This is a genomic window from Gottfriedia acidiceleris, from assembly GCF_050457485.1.
Taxonomy (GTDB): domain Bacteria; phylum Bacillota; class Bacilli; order Bacillales; family Bacillaceae_G; genus Gottfriedia; species Gottfriedia acidiceleris_D.
The window spans coordinates 401,042-415,931 of record NZ_JBCMJM010000016.1; the positions used below are offsets into that span (position 1 = coordinate 401,042).

15 protein-coding genes are annotated in these 14,890 nt (G+C 30.6%); 5 read left to right on the forward strand and 10 right to left on the reverse strand.

Annotation, left to right across the window (positions count from 1 at the left end):
* Positions 1–34: 34 nt before the first annotated feature.
* The 3 genes from ABEY15_RS17500 to ABEY15_RS17510 all read left to right on the forward strand — a co-directional run bounded on the left by ABEY15_RS17500 (position 35) and on the right by ABEY15_RS17510 (position 3,986).
* Positions 35–1,213: a NupC/NupG family nucleoside CNT transporter gene (locus ABEY15_RS17500; RefSeq protein ID WP_429891418.1), complete on the forward strand. Its 1,179-nt coding sequence runs from the start codon at positions 35–37 to the stop codon at positions 1,211–1,213.
* Positions 1,214–1,768: 555 nt separating this feature from the next.
* A complete protein-coding gene (locus ABEY15_RS17505) occupies positions 1,769–3,139 on the forward strand; it encodes a glycosyltransferase (protein WP_429891419.1) in 1,371 nt (456 codons plus the stop codon).
* A complete protein-coding gene (locus tag ABEY15_RS17510) occupies positions 3,132–3,986 on the forward strand; it encodes a polysaccharide deacetylase family protein (RefSeq protein WP_429891420.1) in 855 nt (284 codons plus the stop codon). Before ABEY15_RS17505 ends, ABEY15_RS17510 begins: the two co-directional genes overlap by 8 nt.
* Positions 3,987–4,110: 124 nt before the next feature.
* Here ABEY15_RS17510 and ABEY15_RS17515 read toward each other — a convergent pair whose 3' ends face one another.
* From ABEY15_RS17515 to ABEY15_RS17550, 8 genes are all read right to left on the reverse strand, one after another.
* A complete protein-coding gene (locus ABEY15_RS17515) occupies positions 4,111–4,974 on the reverse strand; it encodes a COG4705 family protein (protein WP_429891421.1) in 864 nt (287 codons plus the stop codon).
* A gap of 242 nt (positions 4,975–5,216) precedes the next feature.
* A complete protein-coding gene (locus tag ABEY15_RS17520; RefSeq protein WP_429891422.1) occupies positions 5,217–5,717 on the reverse strand; it encodes an N-acetyltransferase family protein in 501 nt (166 codons plus the stop codon).
* 256 nt (positions 5,718–5,973) lie between these two features.
* The gene (locus tag ABEY15_RS17525) at positions 5,974–6,456 is read right to left on the reverse strand and encodes a heme-degrading domain-containing protein (RefSeq protein ID WP_429891423.1); all 483 of its coding nucleotides are present in this window, start codon (positions 6,454–6,456) and stop codon (positions 5,974–5,976) included.
* Positions 6,457–6,467: 11 nt separating this feature from the next.
* Entirely contained in the window at positions 6,468–7,508 is a 1,041-nt protein-coding gene (locus ABEY15_RS17530) for an oxidoreductase (protein WP_429891424.1), read from the reverse strand.
* Positions 7,495–8,283: a DeoR/GlpR family DNA-binding transcription regulator gene (locus tag ABEY15_RS17535; protein ID WP_429891425.1), complete on the reverse strand. Its 789-nt coding sequence runs from the start codon at positions 8,281–8,283 to the stop codon at positions 7,495–7,497. The genes ABEY15_RS17530 and ABEY15_RS17535 overlap by 14 nt, the downstream gene beginning before the upstream one ends.
* Positions 8,284–9,025: 742 nt before the next feature.
* Complete coding sequence (locus ABEY15_RS17540) at positions 9,026–9,436, reverse strand: hypothetical protein (RefSeq protein WP_429891426.1); 411 nt, start codon at positions 9,434–9,436, stop codon at positions 9,026–9,028.
* A 719-nt stretch (positions 9,437–10,155) separates the two neighbouring features.
* On the reverse strand, positions 10,156–11,274 hold the full coding sequence (locus ABEY15_RS17545; protein WP_429891427.1) for an RtcB family protein: 1,119 nt from the start codon (positions 11,272–11,274) through the stop codon (positions 10,156–10,158).
* Between the two features lie 295 nt (positions 11,275–11,569).
* Positions 11,570–12,124, reverse strand: coding sequence for a histidine phosphatase family protein (locus tag ABEY15_RS17550; protein WP_429891428.1), 555 nt, complete (start codon positions 12,122–12,124; stop codon positions 11,570–11,572).
* A gap of 280 nt (positions 12,125–12,404) precedes the next feature.
* Here ABEY15_RS17550 and ABEY15_RS17555 point away from each other — a divergent pair, with 280 nt between their 5' ends.
* Positions 12,405–12,971, forward strand: coding sequence for a hypothetical protein (locus ABEY15_RS17555; RefSeq protein WP_429891429.1), 567 nt, complete (start codon positions 12,405–12,407; stop codon positions 12,969–12,971).
* A 123-nt stretch (positions 12,972–13,094) separates the two neighbouring features.
* On the opposite strand, the gene ABEY15_RS17560 is transcribed toward ABEY15_RS17555, so the two are convergent.
* Positions 13,095–13,793, reverse strand: a complete 699-nt coding sequence (locus tag ABEY15_RS17560) for a diphthine--ammonia ligase (RefSeq protein WP_429891430.1) — start codon at positions 13,791–13,793, stop codon at positions 13,095–13,097.
* Between the two features lie 284 nt (positions 13,794–14,077).
* Here ABEY15_RS17560 and ABEY15_RS17565 point away from each other — a divergent pair, with 284 nt between their 5' ends.
* On the forward strand, positions 14,078–14,314 hold the full coding sequence (locus tag ABEY15_RS17565) for a hypothetical protein (protein ID WP_069032177.1): 237 nt from the start codon (positions 14,078–14,080) through the stop codon (positions 14,312–14,314).
* Positions 14,315–14,421: 107 nt separating this feature from the next.
* On the opposite strand, the gene ABEY15_RS17570 is transcribed toward ABEY15_RS17565, so the two are convergent.
* Complete coding sequence (locus tag ABEY15_RS17570; protein WP_429891431.1) at positions 14,422–14,748, reverse strand: hypothetical protein; 327 nt, start codon at positions 14,746–14,748, stop codon at positions 14,422–14,424.
* Positions 14,749–14,890 lie beyond the last annotated feature (142 nt).

The window sequence follows — 14,890 nt, forward strand, 5'->3', positions numbered from 1 at the left end:
TTATTCTACGATTTTGTAGTTTGGAGGAAAATAAATGTCATATATTATCGCAATCATTGGCATTATCTTGATACTTATTATTTGTTGGCTAATGTCTAATGATAAAAAACACATTAACTATAAAGCTGTTGCAATTATGTTAGTGGTTCAATTGATTTTAGCTTGGTTTATGCTAAAAACCACAATTGGAAGAACAGTTTTACAAAAGATCGTCTCTTTCTTTAATAAAGTTTTATCATTTGGTAACGAAGGTATTTCATTTGTATTCGGTGATTTATCGACAAAGGGTTATTTCTGGATTAATGTTTTAATGATGATCATTTTCGTATCTTCATTATTATCAATTTTGACTTATACAAGAATCTTACCGTTAGCAATCAAATATATCGGTGGTGCAGTTGCAAAAGTTACAGGATTACCAAAGATTGAGTCATTCGTTGCTGTAAATAGTATGGTATTCGGTGATACAACAGCCATTCTTTCTGTTAAAACTGAATTACATAAACTTACACCTAACCGTTTATTTGTTGTCGTTACATCTTCGTTAGTAGCGGTATCATGTTCGATCTTAGGTGCATATATGCAAATGATTCCCCCTGAATATGTACTAGTTGCACTACCGATCAACGTGTTCTCGGGCTTAATTCTTTCTTCAATGGCATGTCCTGTTACATCAGAACAAGATGAGGATATTAATGTCAAAGAAATGATTAAAGAAAAGTCATTATTTGAAGCCATCGGTAACGGTGCTCTTGATGGTGGTAAGGTTGCCTTAATTGTAGGTGCAATGTTAATTACCTATATCGGTTTGCTTGCAATGATTAATTTCGTATTCAATTCGATTATCGGAATGACATTTACAGAAATTTTAGGATATGTTTTTGCACCTGTTGCTTTCATTATGGGTATCCCAACAGATGAATTAGTACGTTCAGGATCAATTATGGGTACAAAAGTTGCTGCAAATGAGTTTGTCGCAATGCTTGATTTCCAAAAAATCATTCCTAATTTAACAACAAAAACTGTAGCGATTGTGTCATCATTCTTAGTATCATTTGCTAACTTTTCATCAATTGGTATTATATATGGTGCGATTGCTGCAATTGATAAAAAACAATCAGAGCTTTTTGCTAAAATTGGTTTAAAAGTATTATTAGTTGCTACGCTTGGTTCAGTTTTAACAGGAACGATTGTAGGATTATTTGTAAGATAATACTTTAAACATTTAAAATTAATAAAACAGCCGAATCCTTTTATTAAGTTTTCGGCTGTTTTATTAATTAGCTTTATCAATTTCCCGAATTAGTTCGCCACTAATTCTCCTTTAATCCATTAATCACAACAATGAGTAGACATTAAACCACATTTTTACCTAAATGAAATATATTTTTTGCCATTACACTTCAAGGAAATACTTTAAAAACTATCTCATCTTCAATATAAAATCCCCCTTTTAAAGATTAGTCCAATTTTAAGCAATAACTGAATAGAGACTTTGCCTTTCTTTTTTTATCTAATCAAACATCTTAATTTAATTATAAATATAATACGGTATGTGAAATTCCAACTAATTTCTAAAACATTTTAATATTTGTATTGTTAGTATTCGTTTTGAAATAATTTGTTCAAAAAATAAAATATCAAACAAACTAAAATCTCGTTAAAATAATGGAAGTAGAAATCTAATTTTGTCATGACTGATTGATATTTATCTTTCATACTCATATATTGAAATTACGTAACAATACAAGTTTTAAGGAGATTAATTATGCAATTTGTTACAATACTCACCCTATTCTTATGTACTTTTTTCCCAATCTTACATATGATAAATGCTCTTCCAATCTTTTATAATGGTAAGAAACGAAAACAAAACATAGTACGATCTAATAAAAGCATTAGCATACTCATACCATGCTTTAACGAAGAAAGCATTATTGAAACAGCTATTAAAGGTATCAATAGATTAGATTACGCAGCAAAAGAAGTTATTTATATTAACGATGGATCTCAAGATGGAACCATGAAAATTTTACATAAACTTCTTCTTCTTTCACCGGAAGAGCGAAAAATATCAAATCAGTTAAAGAGTAATAAAATCAAAAACTTTTATAAATCGACTATTTACCCAAATGTATATGTAATAGACAAAGTAAATGGTGGAAAACATGATGCCTTAAACGCTGGAATCGAGTACGCTAAAAATGAATTAGTCGTAACTTTAGATGCAGATAGTATACTTGCAAACGACGCATTGCATGTTCTGAATGAAGTTTTCCAAGATCCTGATGTATTAGCAGCCGGAGGAATGGTGCACCCTCTTCAAGGTGTCCAATTTAATCAAAAAAATATTAAGCGAACTTTATCGGTTAATCATGTCATTCGATTTCAAATTTTTGAATTTATAAAAGGATTCTATATTAATAGAGTTTCTCTTGCGAAATTCGATGCACTCTCCGTTATTTCCGGAGCATTCGGGGTTTTTAATAGAGAAATTTTATTTAAAGTTGGTGGATATAGAAAGACTTTAGGAGAAGATATCGACATTACATTAAAATTTCAACAATACATTTTAAAAAATCCTGGCAAGAGAATGGTTTTTGTCCCAAATGCTGTCTGTTATACAGAGTGTCCAGAAACCTGGAAGGATTTATTTAAACAAAGGATTCGTTGGCAAAAGGCATTTATTGATTGTGTTATATATTATTTTCCGATGCTTATAAAGACCTTTTTATTTCGCACTGTTTCTTTCTTTATGTTAATCGATTCTTTTATTTTAGGTACAGTTGCTATTTATTTTACGCTTTTTAATTTTGGCTATATGTTGTTTACAAATATAGGACATGCTCAAAATCTACTATTATTCTATCTGCTTGGAGTTGTATCTTTAAATTTTATTTATAGTCTATTTGCTATGTATTTGGCAAATTATTATGGCGTTAAATTTAAAGGCAAAGAAAAGATCAGATTGACGGTTACAATTATTTTAGACTTATTTGTCTATCGTTTTGTAACATTATTTTTTGTACTATTTGGAACTATTTCCTATTTTATAAACCGTAATGATTGGAACAAAGTTTCACGATCTGGGAGAATTTATGAGTTAGAAAAGGATAAAGGAATGAAGAACGTTGGATAAAAAACTTGTTATCGTATATGCTATTCTAATTTCATCATTTTTGATAGCATATCCGTTTATGAAAAGTAGTGCATCTTATTTGTCAGAGCCAAAACAACAAAATAATTTGTTGCAAACTACTAATTGTAAAAATTTGCAAAGTAAAGTTCAAACACCACAAGAATTTCAAAAAAACCAAAATAAAGCTAACATTATTTTTACAATGGATGATGGATGGAAAACGCAATTTACGAAAGGTTTTAAAATTTTAAAGGATAATAATGTAAAAGGAAGTATTGCTGTCATACCCTCAAAAATAGGTACTGAAGGATATATGTCATTAAGTCAATTAAATACTTTATATCGTTCTGGTTGGGATTTGATGAATCATACAAATACACATCGACATTTAGCAAGTTTAAATAAACAAGAGCAAAAGAGTGAATTAAACGATGCACGTGAATGGCTTGATCAACACTGTTTTACAAGAGCAAGTAACATCGCTGTATATCCATATGGGTCTTTTAATCAAGATACTTTGAAAACCTTAAAGGAAGAACATTATCGAAGTGCTCGTACTATTAAGGATGGAATACAAACAAACAATATCAAAAAATATGAAGTTCGTACGATTAATTTACTTCCTAGTACCGACATTTCATGGGTTAAAGATCAAATTGACTTGGCAATTAAGACGAAACAATCAATTGTATTTACTAACCATCGATTTGAAAAAAAAGCTGATAAAGCTCAAATGAATTTTGATCCAGAAAAGTTTAAAACGATTGTAGGTTATGTCGTAAGTAAAAAAGATGAACTAAACATTTTGACATATTCTGAATGGCTAGATTTAAAAGAGATTAATTAACATTATTGATATTAATTTAAGCTGCCTTGGCAGCTTTTTTTCTTCTAAAATAACAATAAAGAGAGTGCGGAGTTAGTTAACTTACTTACCTCCCACTCTCCTATTATATAAATCTTAATTGAAATTAACTTACTTGAATATCAGATTCATTCATTTCCGATTTGTTTAATTTTGATTTATTTGTTACAAACTGGATGATTATACAGACTATAAGAACACCTAATAAAATTGCAGATGCGATTTGTGTACCATTCTCTAATCCTAATCCGCCTTTTTCTTGAGGTTTAATTAGGAAATCTCCAAATGTTGCCCCGAACGGTCGTGTTAGTACGAACGCTATCCAAAATAAAAATACTCTATTTATATTTGTAAACCAGTATGCTAAAAGAATTAATAATATTAGACCACCAGTAAGCATTGCACCTTGAGCGATAGTTAACCCTAACCCTTGTTCCAGGTAACTTCCTCCACCAGCTAAAGTACCTACCCCTTCAGTTTTATGTGACAGAAAATCACCAGCTGCCGTGCCCAATGTATTAGATACAAGAATAGCAACCCAATATAAAACTTCTACTCTTTTCGTCGCAATATTTTTCACGTTTAACGTTGGCTCTGTAAAATACCAAAAAATAAAAATGATAGCAAGTAAACTTATTAGAATTAGTGAGCCTTTCATATAACCTAACCCTAATGAACGATCCATATAATCTGAAAACGCTGTACCTGCAAGACTAGTAGATAGAATAACTGTCCAATAGACAGTTGATACATATCTCTTTACAAACAATTGAATCGTTAAAAAGACAGCAAATACACCTACGAAAAACAGAAAAGGAGTTAAATAATTATCTTCTGTTCCAGGTACAGTTACTAAATCACTACCCGTTTCTCCAAGTGTTGTTGCAGCAATCTTCATGATCCAAAATAACAGTGTCAATTGTGGTATTTTACTAACTGACGATTTTAAAACTTTTTTTGCATTTGACATTAAAGAATCATTCCCTTTCATATGTATTTTAAATACAATTTATAATCCCATTTAATTATGAAAGGAAAATGAAAATGGTAATTTTTTGAAAAAAATTTCCCTATTTTTTAAATTTTTTCAACTTAACTCTAACTTAAAATTTTTAATAGATTTTTACAGATTTTTAAATAGAAAATAATTCAAAATCCATCCAGCAATTCCACCAACAATTTCCAAAAATTTTAATGCCAATCCATTAGACTTTATAATATTTTAGCCATAAAATATTCATCAAAGCTTTTACCATCTATTATCAAGGAATTTATTTTTGTTCCTTCGATTTCATAACCCATCTTTTTATATAAACCTACTCCTGCTTCATTCTGCTTTACAACAGTTAATTCTAATCTGAATATATTATGATTAATAGCCCATTCCTCTAGTGATTGAAATAATTTTGTCCCAATTCCCTTACCTGTATATTCCTCTAGAATTCCAATGACAATATAGGCTGAATGTTTTTTCCTTTTTGCGGTACTTCCAATTGCAAACGCATAACCGACTAACTTGCCAAAAGTTTCTTCCGCAACAAATATTGTAGAATTTGAGGAGTTTTCAATCACTTCTAACTGTTTAAGTTGTTTTTCAGTTGTTATATTTCTCTCCCCTGCTCCATAAAGCATGAAATCTGCCTGGTTTTCAACTTCTATAATTAGTTTTGCAAAATTTTCTGCATCCTCTAGTTTGATTTCTCTAATGTTCACTGTTTTCCCACCTTATGTATTTTTTTCTTCATAATTAAAATTTGTTAAATGATTCTCGTAATGGCTTTGGTACAAATAGCACTTTAATATTCGAGGTGGTGACATTAAATCCCTTTATTTCAAGGAACTGAAATCTACCATAAAATGATTAAGATTTTTGGTTGCGACTCATGTAAAAAAGGAGCCGGTAATCCGACTCCTTTGAAATATCATAATAATTTTTTTAAAAATAATCTATTATTTATAAATATTAAACTTAAATCGTTTTATTTAGGAATTTATCTAATGCCACCACAATCAGATTATGATCTTCTTCTTGTGCTATGCCAGAAACAGTAATGACGCCAATTACGCCCGATCCTTCAATTTTAATCGGAAATGCCCCACCATGTGCAGCAAACTCATACGGACTGGCCGAGTAAAATTCATTATATGATCTATTTTTCATCTCATTGTAAAGTCTCATATAATAAGAGCTGCAATGATGCCGGAGAACAATATTAGATTTTCGCTTGATCCATAAATCTTGGTCGGGTGATGTATGATCCATTGCAAAATGGAAAACACTTTGACCGTTTTTCAAAATATTTATAGCAACTGGTTTATCCAACTCTTTAGCTGCTTCAATAATTAATAAACCAATTTCTAAAGCATCTTTATTTGAAAAACTATTAAAGATTAGCTGTTCTTCTTGTTTCCTTACCTCTTCAAGTTTTTGATGAATAGTTATCTCTTCCATACAACCTCCAATTATAGATAAATTACCTTCTTTTCTTCACTACTTTTAAGTGCGGCTTCAATGATTTTAATAACAGATAAGCCTTCTTTACCTGTAACGGGTGCATTGATACCATTTATAATACTTTCAGCAATTTTCTTGTAATATGTTGTATATGAACCTGGTATTGTTTCAATCGTTTCTTCCATTTCTTTTTCGCCGTCAACAGTATAGAGCTTTCCATAGAATTGTGGTTCATCTATTCCCCATGTTTTTTCAGTAGGTTTTTTACCTTCTTTTAGTGCAGCTTCTTGTCCATCTATTCCATACTTTATAAAGCTCCCTTTATTTCCATGAACTTGAAAACGCGGTCCGTTACTTGGAATGATGGAACCAGAATGTAAGATTACACGTAGTTTGTCAAATCCTAAGATGATATGGAAATAATCATCTGTTTCTGCATTTTCTCTTTGTGCAAACACATCGGCTGAGATGAATTGAGGCTGTCCAAAAAGGCTTAAAGCTTGATCAATTAAATGTGAACCTAAATCATATAACATGCCAGAACCAGGACCTTGCTTTTCTCTCCAACGATTTCTTACTTCTGGTCTATATCTGTCAAAATGAACTTGATATGTATTGATTTCTCCTAATATACCTTCATGTATTAACTTTTTAACTGTTAAAAAGTCATTATCCCATCTTCTGTTATGATAAACACTAAGTAGTAAATTCTTTTCTTCAGCAATCTTAATTAACTCTTCTGCTTCCCATGGTTCCACGACCATCGGTTTTTCTAAAATAACATGTTTACCAGCTTCTAAACTCTGTTTTGCCATTTCATAATGCATACCACTTGGCGTAGTAATGACAACTAAGTCAATCAATTCATCTCTTAATACCTCATCTAAACTACTTACTACCTCTACATCTCCTAAATCTCTTTGAACAAATTCCTTTTTTGAACTAACAACTTTTGTTAATTCAAATTCTTCAAGAACACTAATAAATGGTGCATGGAACGTAGCTCCTGAAAAACCATATCCAACTAAACCAACTTTAATTTTTTTCATCCGTAATCCTCTCACTTTCCTCTTCTTCTAAACTAATTAAATGAATATTGTATTCGATTATTTTTCTTTTAAATTCTTCATCTGGGTCTTTGTCTGTAATAATGATGTCTATCCCCTTAATATCACTTACCTTGTGCAGAAATACTTTATCAAACTTTGTATGATCTGCTAATAAAACTACTTGGTTTGCACAACTGATCATTTTTTTCTTTAAAAACGCTTCCTCCTCATCAGGTGAAGTTATTCCGTCTGCGCTAATTCCACAAGCACCTAGAAATAGCTGATCAACTTTGTAGTCATTTAGTGTTTCAATTGTCCTAGGGCCAACTAAATTTCTATTTTTTCGATTAAATTTTCCTGGTAGCATAAAGGTTTGAATTTCTTCATACTCACCTAATAAATCAACTATATCAATTGAATTTGTAATCACATTTACTTGTTTATTCGACATAAATTTCGACATGAGTGCACAAGTTGAAGATGTATCCATCAATAAGTCACTAGTTTCACGTATAAGTAATGATGCTCTTTGCGCAATTTTTTCTTTGCCTTCCGTTGCATTTCGTTCTTTATAATCGGTTAAATTTCGATTACTGGTTGGTAGTGTTGCTCCACCCTTTATTCTCATAATTTCCCCGCGTTCTTCAAGTTTGACGAGATCTCTTCTTGCTGTATCCTTTGAAACGCTAAGCATTGTACATATTTCTTCCAAAGTAATCTCATTATTTGAAGCCAAATACTGTATTATCAAAGCTAATCTTTGTTCTTGATACATCGCTTAGAGCCCCTTTTCTATTCCCTTAAGATTGAATTCTAAAGCTATTATATATAATAAATTTAAGTATTTCCACAAAAAACTTAAAAAACTTAATTTAATTACGTTACTTAAGTTCATCTTAAGGATTATATGTAACAAAAAATAAAAAAAGACGGTATTAAACTTTACCGTCTTTCAGAGTGTTGAAATATAAAATGGTCAATAAGGAAAACGGACATTAAATGAACATTTATTAGTGATGAAATTATCATTTTTTTGGATGATCTTTTAATGTTTTTAAATGTTAATATGTTTGAGCAATTATATGATTCCAATAACACTAGAAATGGTTTTTTTCAGATGTAAAAAAATTATGATCTAATTTTTAGAAAAACAAATTCAATTGATTTAGTTTTAGTTTAATTAGTGTTCGATATTAACTGACCTACAATCTGATTAATAAACAACTGTTTGGTTACTCTAAGTAAAGGCTATTTGATTAGGATTTATTGCAGACTTTTTTTGATGAATAAGTTGATTGGAATGGAGGGATGCTCGACTCCTATGGGATAAGCGGGAAGGCTGAGACCCCGCAGGCTTGCCGAGGAGGCTCAGCTCTCGCACCATGGAAAGCGAGCATCCTGTAATGGAAATCAACCTCACTCTACTCCTTTTACGAAAATTTGGTAATTTAATTGACAAGGTTGTTTTTCAACAGCGTGAAAGACGGTATTAAACTATACCGTCTTTAATAATTGTTTTATAAAAATTTAATTTGGTGGAATATATGATTTTTTCCATTCCATTCGATTATAAATTCTTCAATCCCTAAAACTGCAGTTTCTGGTTTTGATACTTGATGATCAATCCATTTCTTAAGTTTAGGTAATACAACATTATGAAATTGAGATTTCGCCTTCTCTGGATAAATAGTTTGAGAGATTGGATAGAAATAAATTCTAATATCCTTGTCTCTATTACAAGTAACAGAAGCTACAACAGTACCGCTGATTTGTGGTGGTCTTGCACAACGATTATCAAATTCAAACTTTCTTGTTAGGCCAAATATAACACTAGCCTCTTCTTTACTAGGAAGATTCAACTTTATTTGTTTTCTATTTGCAGCATATGTTTCAATTTTATTGAGATTTCTAAAAAATACGATCTTCAATTTTGCACCTCCTAATAATTACCACAACAAATATAATTTCTACTTCATTTAATTTATGCCCCTACTAATAATCATATTGACCTACTTTGAAATAATCACAATAAAAAAAATCGACAAAAATGTCGATTATGTTCAAAGCTATTAAACTATTTGAGTTATGATTAAATAAAGTCATAAAAAATTATTTAATATAGTATACTAGTCCTCCAATACAAATAAAAAAAATGCCTATAACTCCTGACCATATGGAGAATTGATCCTTATTTAAGTGCCCTAACTTAAAAAAATCATCTTTCACAACTCTTTGTTGTACCGGAGCTTGAAACGCACCTATGAGTATTCCAGAAATAAGTATAAAAATTGCACCAATAATAAAACAAATTTTCACCAAATATATTCCACTCTCCTTTATGAATTATATTCAAAGGAGGTGTACCAAAACTCTTTATTATTTTTCCACTTATCTAATCGAATCAACTACTAATCTCCAAAGAAAATTTCCAACTAACAACGACAATCCAAGATACAGTACAAAAATGAGAAGTACTACTAAGAACTTTTTAAGCTTATTCAGCATAGTAATCCCCCATTATGTATAAGATTAGGTGTCAAAATAAGTAAATTTATATAATTTTATACTAATAATGGGGAGAAAGAACTTAATTGATTAATATTTTTTTAGATTGGAATAATTAAAATAACCTCTCATAATAGAGAGGTTATTTATCAGCTTTAAGATTGTAAACCGGTTTCATGAAGAAATCGATTTCAATCTGTTCAGTAATATTTTCTAATATTAATTTAGGTTTTTTATATACCATTGGTGATTCATCGACTGTATGTTTGTTGACAGATGTAGTATATACACCTTTCATTGCTTTTTGATAAACATCTAAGTCGACTTTATGGACTGCGTCTGTTCGGCTCATTATTCGGCCAGCCCCGTGTGGTGCTGAATAATTGTAGTCACTTGAACTTTTACCTTTTCCTACAACACATCCATATGCCATATTAAATGGGATGATTATTTCTTCACCCTCACTAGCTGAAATTGCGCCTTTTCTTAGAATATTGTTTTGAAGGTCAATATAATTGTGTACCGATTCAATTTTTTTAATCGATTCAAAATCGAGTTTAAAATATTTTTCAATGATGATTTTAGCAATCGTTTCTCTATTTAACGAGGCGAACTGTTGAGCAATTGATAGATCTCTTAAATATGCATCTTTGTCTTCCTGTTTTGATAAATATTCGAATCCTTTATAACTTTCTCCGAATAATTGTTTCATATTTTCTTTAGCGACATTCATATGATGTTTTGCTATTTCAAATCCAAAATTTCTTGAACCTGTGTGGATTACAAGCCAAAAATGATTATTCTCATCTTTATCAATTTCTATAAAATGGTTTCCAGAACCTAGCGTTGCAATACTGTTCATTACATACATATAGTTCAGATTAAGTCTCTCAATCGCTTCAGCTATCTCAACTGGTTCGATCACTGGCTCGTCATGGATATTTGAACCAATCGGGATATTTTTTCGAATGAACTTATCAAGTTTTTCACTCTTTATTGATTTCATTCGCCCTAGATGATATGCACTAACTCCACATCCAATATCTACACCGACGATTGAAGGAATAATAAAATCATTCAACGTCATCGTAAAACCTACCATGACGCCACCACTAGATATATGGCAGTCTGGCATAACAACAATATTTGAATTTGCAAAGCATTCAGTATCCAAGATTGTTTTTAATCGTGTAATGACATTTGTATCAACATAATCAAGTAGTATTTTTCCATTATTGTGTTTTCCTCTGAATTCTAACATGCTTGATCCTCACTTGTGTTTTTCTAAAACTATTTTTCATAAAGTCCCATCCACTTAACAATGGAACAAACTTAGAAATATTATATCATCTCTCATTCTGCGATTCTTTAATTTTCTGAAAAATAAGGAATCGTCAACTTCTTTCACCCTAATCAAATTAAACTTTTTTAGAAGAATACCAAAAAGAAATTTCGAATTGAAATTCCTTTTTAATATTTAAATTACTATTCTTTTTATCATCATAAAGAGTTTTTCATTTTAGTATCACTTATCGAAGTATGAGAAATATCCTTAATTAATTCCATATTCTTATTACTTCAACTAATGAATCCCCTTCAAAAGTTAGTTTATAAATATCCGGCATAGCAAGTTCATTCCAAAAATTGAAATCATATTTTTGATCAAAGTAATTCATAATTAGTACCATCAAATTTCCATGCGTACCAATAATTATGTTTTTACCAGAATAATTTTTTAATAGTTTGTTTATTGCTTCTATTCCTCTTTTTTGAGCCGTATAATTTGACTCACCACCATTCCACGATTTATTAAAGTCCGTCCAAACTTCTCTTATTATATCTTCAAAATCCAGGACAGGCTCGAGTGATAGAGGTCGCTCTTTAAAATCCTCTTCAATAATAATTTCTAAATTTAATGTTTTGGAAATCTTTTCAACTGTTTGAATTGCACGTTTATATGGACTTGAAACAACGTATTCGATTTTTTCTTTTAGTAGTAGTTCAGTAACAATATTTGCATCAGAAAATCCTCTTTTAGATAATGGTCGGCCCATTTCATCAGGAGTATAAGTTGAATGCGCATGTCTTACTAAGTATAAGTTCGTTTTCATTTGGCACCACTCCCTTTCCAACATTTTTTTACCTACTATAAAGTTCGATATTTATTTAGCATTTCCTTTACTGTAATCAACCATCTATATCACTCCATATACATGGGTATTATTGAATTTTTTAACTTTCCCCTCTTCATTAACTCTACTTCTTCATTTTTTAATTGTTATTTTGACAAAAAATTAACCAACAATTATCATTCCATTTTTTAAAAGTATAGTTTTGAGTAATTCAATTTAAACTAAACAAAAAAGAATACACAAGGTTTGGTGTGAATAGATGAATAGAATATGTATTACTACTTTATTGAGCACATTCATTTTTTTAAGTTCGTCAGGGTTAACGCTAGCAGAAAAGTTGAATGAAGTTTCTGCAACACTTACAGTCCAAGTAGGACCATCAGCTGACTCCTCAGCAGAATCTGGTCAACCGATTAAAGGCGCTAGGATTATTGTAATCAATTCATTAGGTAAAGTTTTAGGTACTGAATTAACAGATTCAAAAGGAGTTGCAAAATTAAATGTAACAGTGAAGAAGGATCCTCGTTTTTCGAAGAAGAAAATGGGAGAGGTTACAATAATAACTGTAGCAAACGGATTTAATGAACAGATCGACTTTAGTGTACCAATAAATGAATTCAATGATCATATGGCTAAAGACTCGGTGTCACTAATGCGCGTGAATCCAAAAAGAAGAAATGAACCACGTTTTACAAATGGTTCTTATCATCGGTTAACCGTTTATGAAATGTTAGATGATTATGCAAAGCAAATCGGGTTAACGAGGCAAAAAATAATGGTGGATGCAGGAGCAGAGCCGCCTTGGGGTCCAAAATTGAAAAAATAATAAGATTAAACAAATTCAAAGTTATTTATAGTTCCTTATTAAAACCCAAAAATAGACTGTTTCAAAATAACAGTCTATTTTAAACTTAGATCCATTCAACATTCTTAATGTTAAAAACATACTTCATGCAAGAACTAAATCTGTATAACAAAATCTAGTTTCTCCAGTATAAACATCAGCAGTTAGCTTCTTTTCACCAATGCCAAACTGAATGGGATTATTAAAAATAGGACCATCAAATACAAATGAATGGTATTCTCCATTCTCACCGCAAGGATCAACCTCTTTTGGAAGTTCGTTGATTAAATGGTAATCTATTTCTTTACCAGAAAATTCTTCTGATAATCTAGTTAAATCAACACATGTAATAATCGTTTTATAGCCTAAGGAAATAAAGCGTTCAATCACATTTGTCGTACCTTCACCCCATAATGGAAAAATTGGATTAATTCCTAATGGTTTAAGCATTTCCTCTCGATACTTTCGTACGTCTTCAAGAAATAAATCTCCAAATGCAATATATTCAATCCCTTGTTCCTTTAGCTGTAAATTAACCTTTGTCATAATTTCTTGATATTTTTGATTTGAACAATTTTCTGGTATCCAAATTTTCTTTAATGGTAGACCGATTGAATTTGCTTGTGCCTCCAATAATTCAACCCTCACGCCATGAATGCTCGTCCGATTAAATCCTTCAGTTACTGATGCGATTAGTACTACTACTTCAAATTCATCAGAATGCAAAAGATCATGCAATGCCAAAGTTGAATCTTTACCACTAAAAGATACTGCTATTTTTTTCTTATTAATTGCGATTACCACCTTTTTTATAAACTTTTCTATTAAATAAAAAACTTTTAAGTCTCCTATTAGACAAAGGTTCCATCATCTTCCATAAAAAATTATAGCATTTTTCACTTTATTTAAATAACATAAGGGCGCGGAAATATGATTAATCTCCAAAAATATATAATAAATTTTTATTAAATAGCTAATAAATAACGAAGAACGATTCACAGAAAAATAAAATTGACATACAACCATAAGGTGTTATAATTTAAATAACACCTTATGGTTGTATAAATTTCTTAAAGGAGGCAACAAGAATGGACAAGCAAGGTCAAGAAATGTTTTTAAATTTTATTTTACAAAGAGTTCAAGAAGGTAAAGAAGATGAAGCAAGGGAAATTCTTTTAGAAAACTTCAGAAAACAAGATGAAGGTACTTTTTCATTAGAAGAAGTTCAACAATTTGTCCCTAAGATGATTACTTTATTAAAGCCTGATAAACTTGAAGAAGTTAAAGCAGTTGTAATGCAATTCGCTGGAAATTTTGGTAAATAATGAGAAAAAACTCTGTCAATCAGAGTTTTTTCCTTTATTTCACTATTTATTTTTTTAAACTTCCCAACAAATAGCTCCCTTAGCCTTTTCACCTTTAATCGGTACTTCTACTTTTCTAAATGTCTTTCAAAAATAAAAAAAGAATATAGTCTATACAATATTGCGATCAGCGCTAAAACTGATAAATAGATCATCGAATTGTCATCAATAAAAAATGTCGCGATAAAAACGGCAAATGCTAGTAATGTTAGAAAGTTCCCAGAGAAGCCATTAATTGGTTGATTGTTTAAAAAAAGTGTTTTGGCACCTTTTAAATCTTTTGTATAACAATCCTCATGATAAGGAACGACCTGAAAAAACATTGTAGCAGTAACGAGATCTCCTCTGATCCTTATTTCCTTTAAACACCGATCGCAATGCACAGTTTTAGCCAAATAAGTCACCCCATACTTTTTAATTCAACTTTAATTATTAATTCTATTTTTTCAAATCGATTCCTAGTAAACTATGAACATTTCTTCAAAATAAAAAATAAGAACCTATTTTATTTCTTCACCCTTCTTGTTTTACTTGCTA

Excerpts from the sequence above, each read along its gene's own strand:
- ABEY15_RS17530 (WP_429891424.1), bottom strand. The coding sequence starts at position 7,508 with ATGAAAAAAATTAAAGTTGGTTTAGTTGGATATGGTTTTTCAGGAGCT.
- ABEY15_RS17565 (WP_069032177.1), top strand. The coding sequence starts at position 14,078 with ATGGACAAGCAAGGTCAAGAAATGTTTTTAAATTTTATTTTACAAAGA.
- ABEY15_RS17505 (WP_429891419.1), top strand. The coding sequence starts at position 1,769 with ATGCAATTTGTTACAATACTCACCCTATTCTTATGTACTTTTTTCCCA.
- ABEY15_RS17550 (WP_429891428.1), bottom strand. The coding sequence starts at position 12,124 with ATGAAAACGAACTTATACTTAGTAAGACATGCGCATTCAACTTATACT.
- ABEY15_RS17515 (WP_429891421.1), bottom strand. The coding sequence starts at position 4,974 with ATGTCAAATGCAAAAAAAGTTTTAAAATCGTCAGTTAGTAAAATACCA.
- ABEY15_RS17535 (WP_429891425.1), bottom strand. The coding sequence starts at position 8,283 with ATGTATCAAGAACAAAGATTAGCTTTGATAATACAGTATTTGGCTTCA.
- ABEY15_RS17500 (WP_429891418.1), top strand. The coding sequence starts at position 35 with ATGTCATATATTATCGCAATCATTGGCATTATCTTGATACTTATTATT.
- ABEY15_RS17545 (WP_429891427.1), bottom strand. The coding sequence starts at position 11,274 with ATGTTAGAATTCAGAGGAAAACACAATAATGGAAAAATACTACTTGAT.
- ABEY15_RS17555 (WP_429891429.1), top strand. The coding sequence starts at position 12,405 with ATGAATAGAATATGTATTACTACTTTATTGAGCACATTCATTTTTTTA.
- ABEY15_RS17525 (WP_429891423.1), bottom strand. The coding sequence starts at position 6,456 with ATGGAAGAGATAACTATTCATCAAAAACTTGAAGAGGTAAGGAAACAA.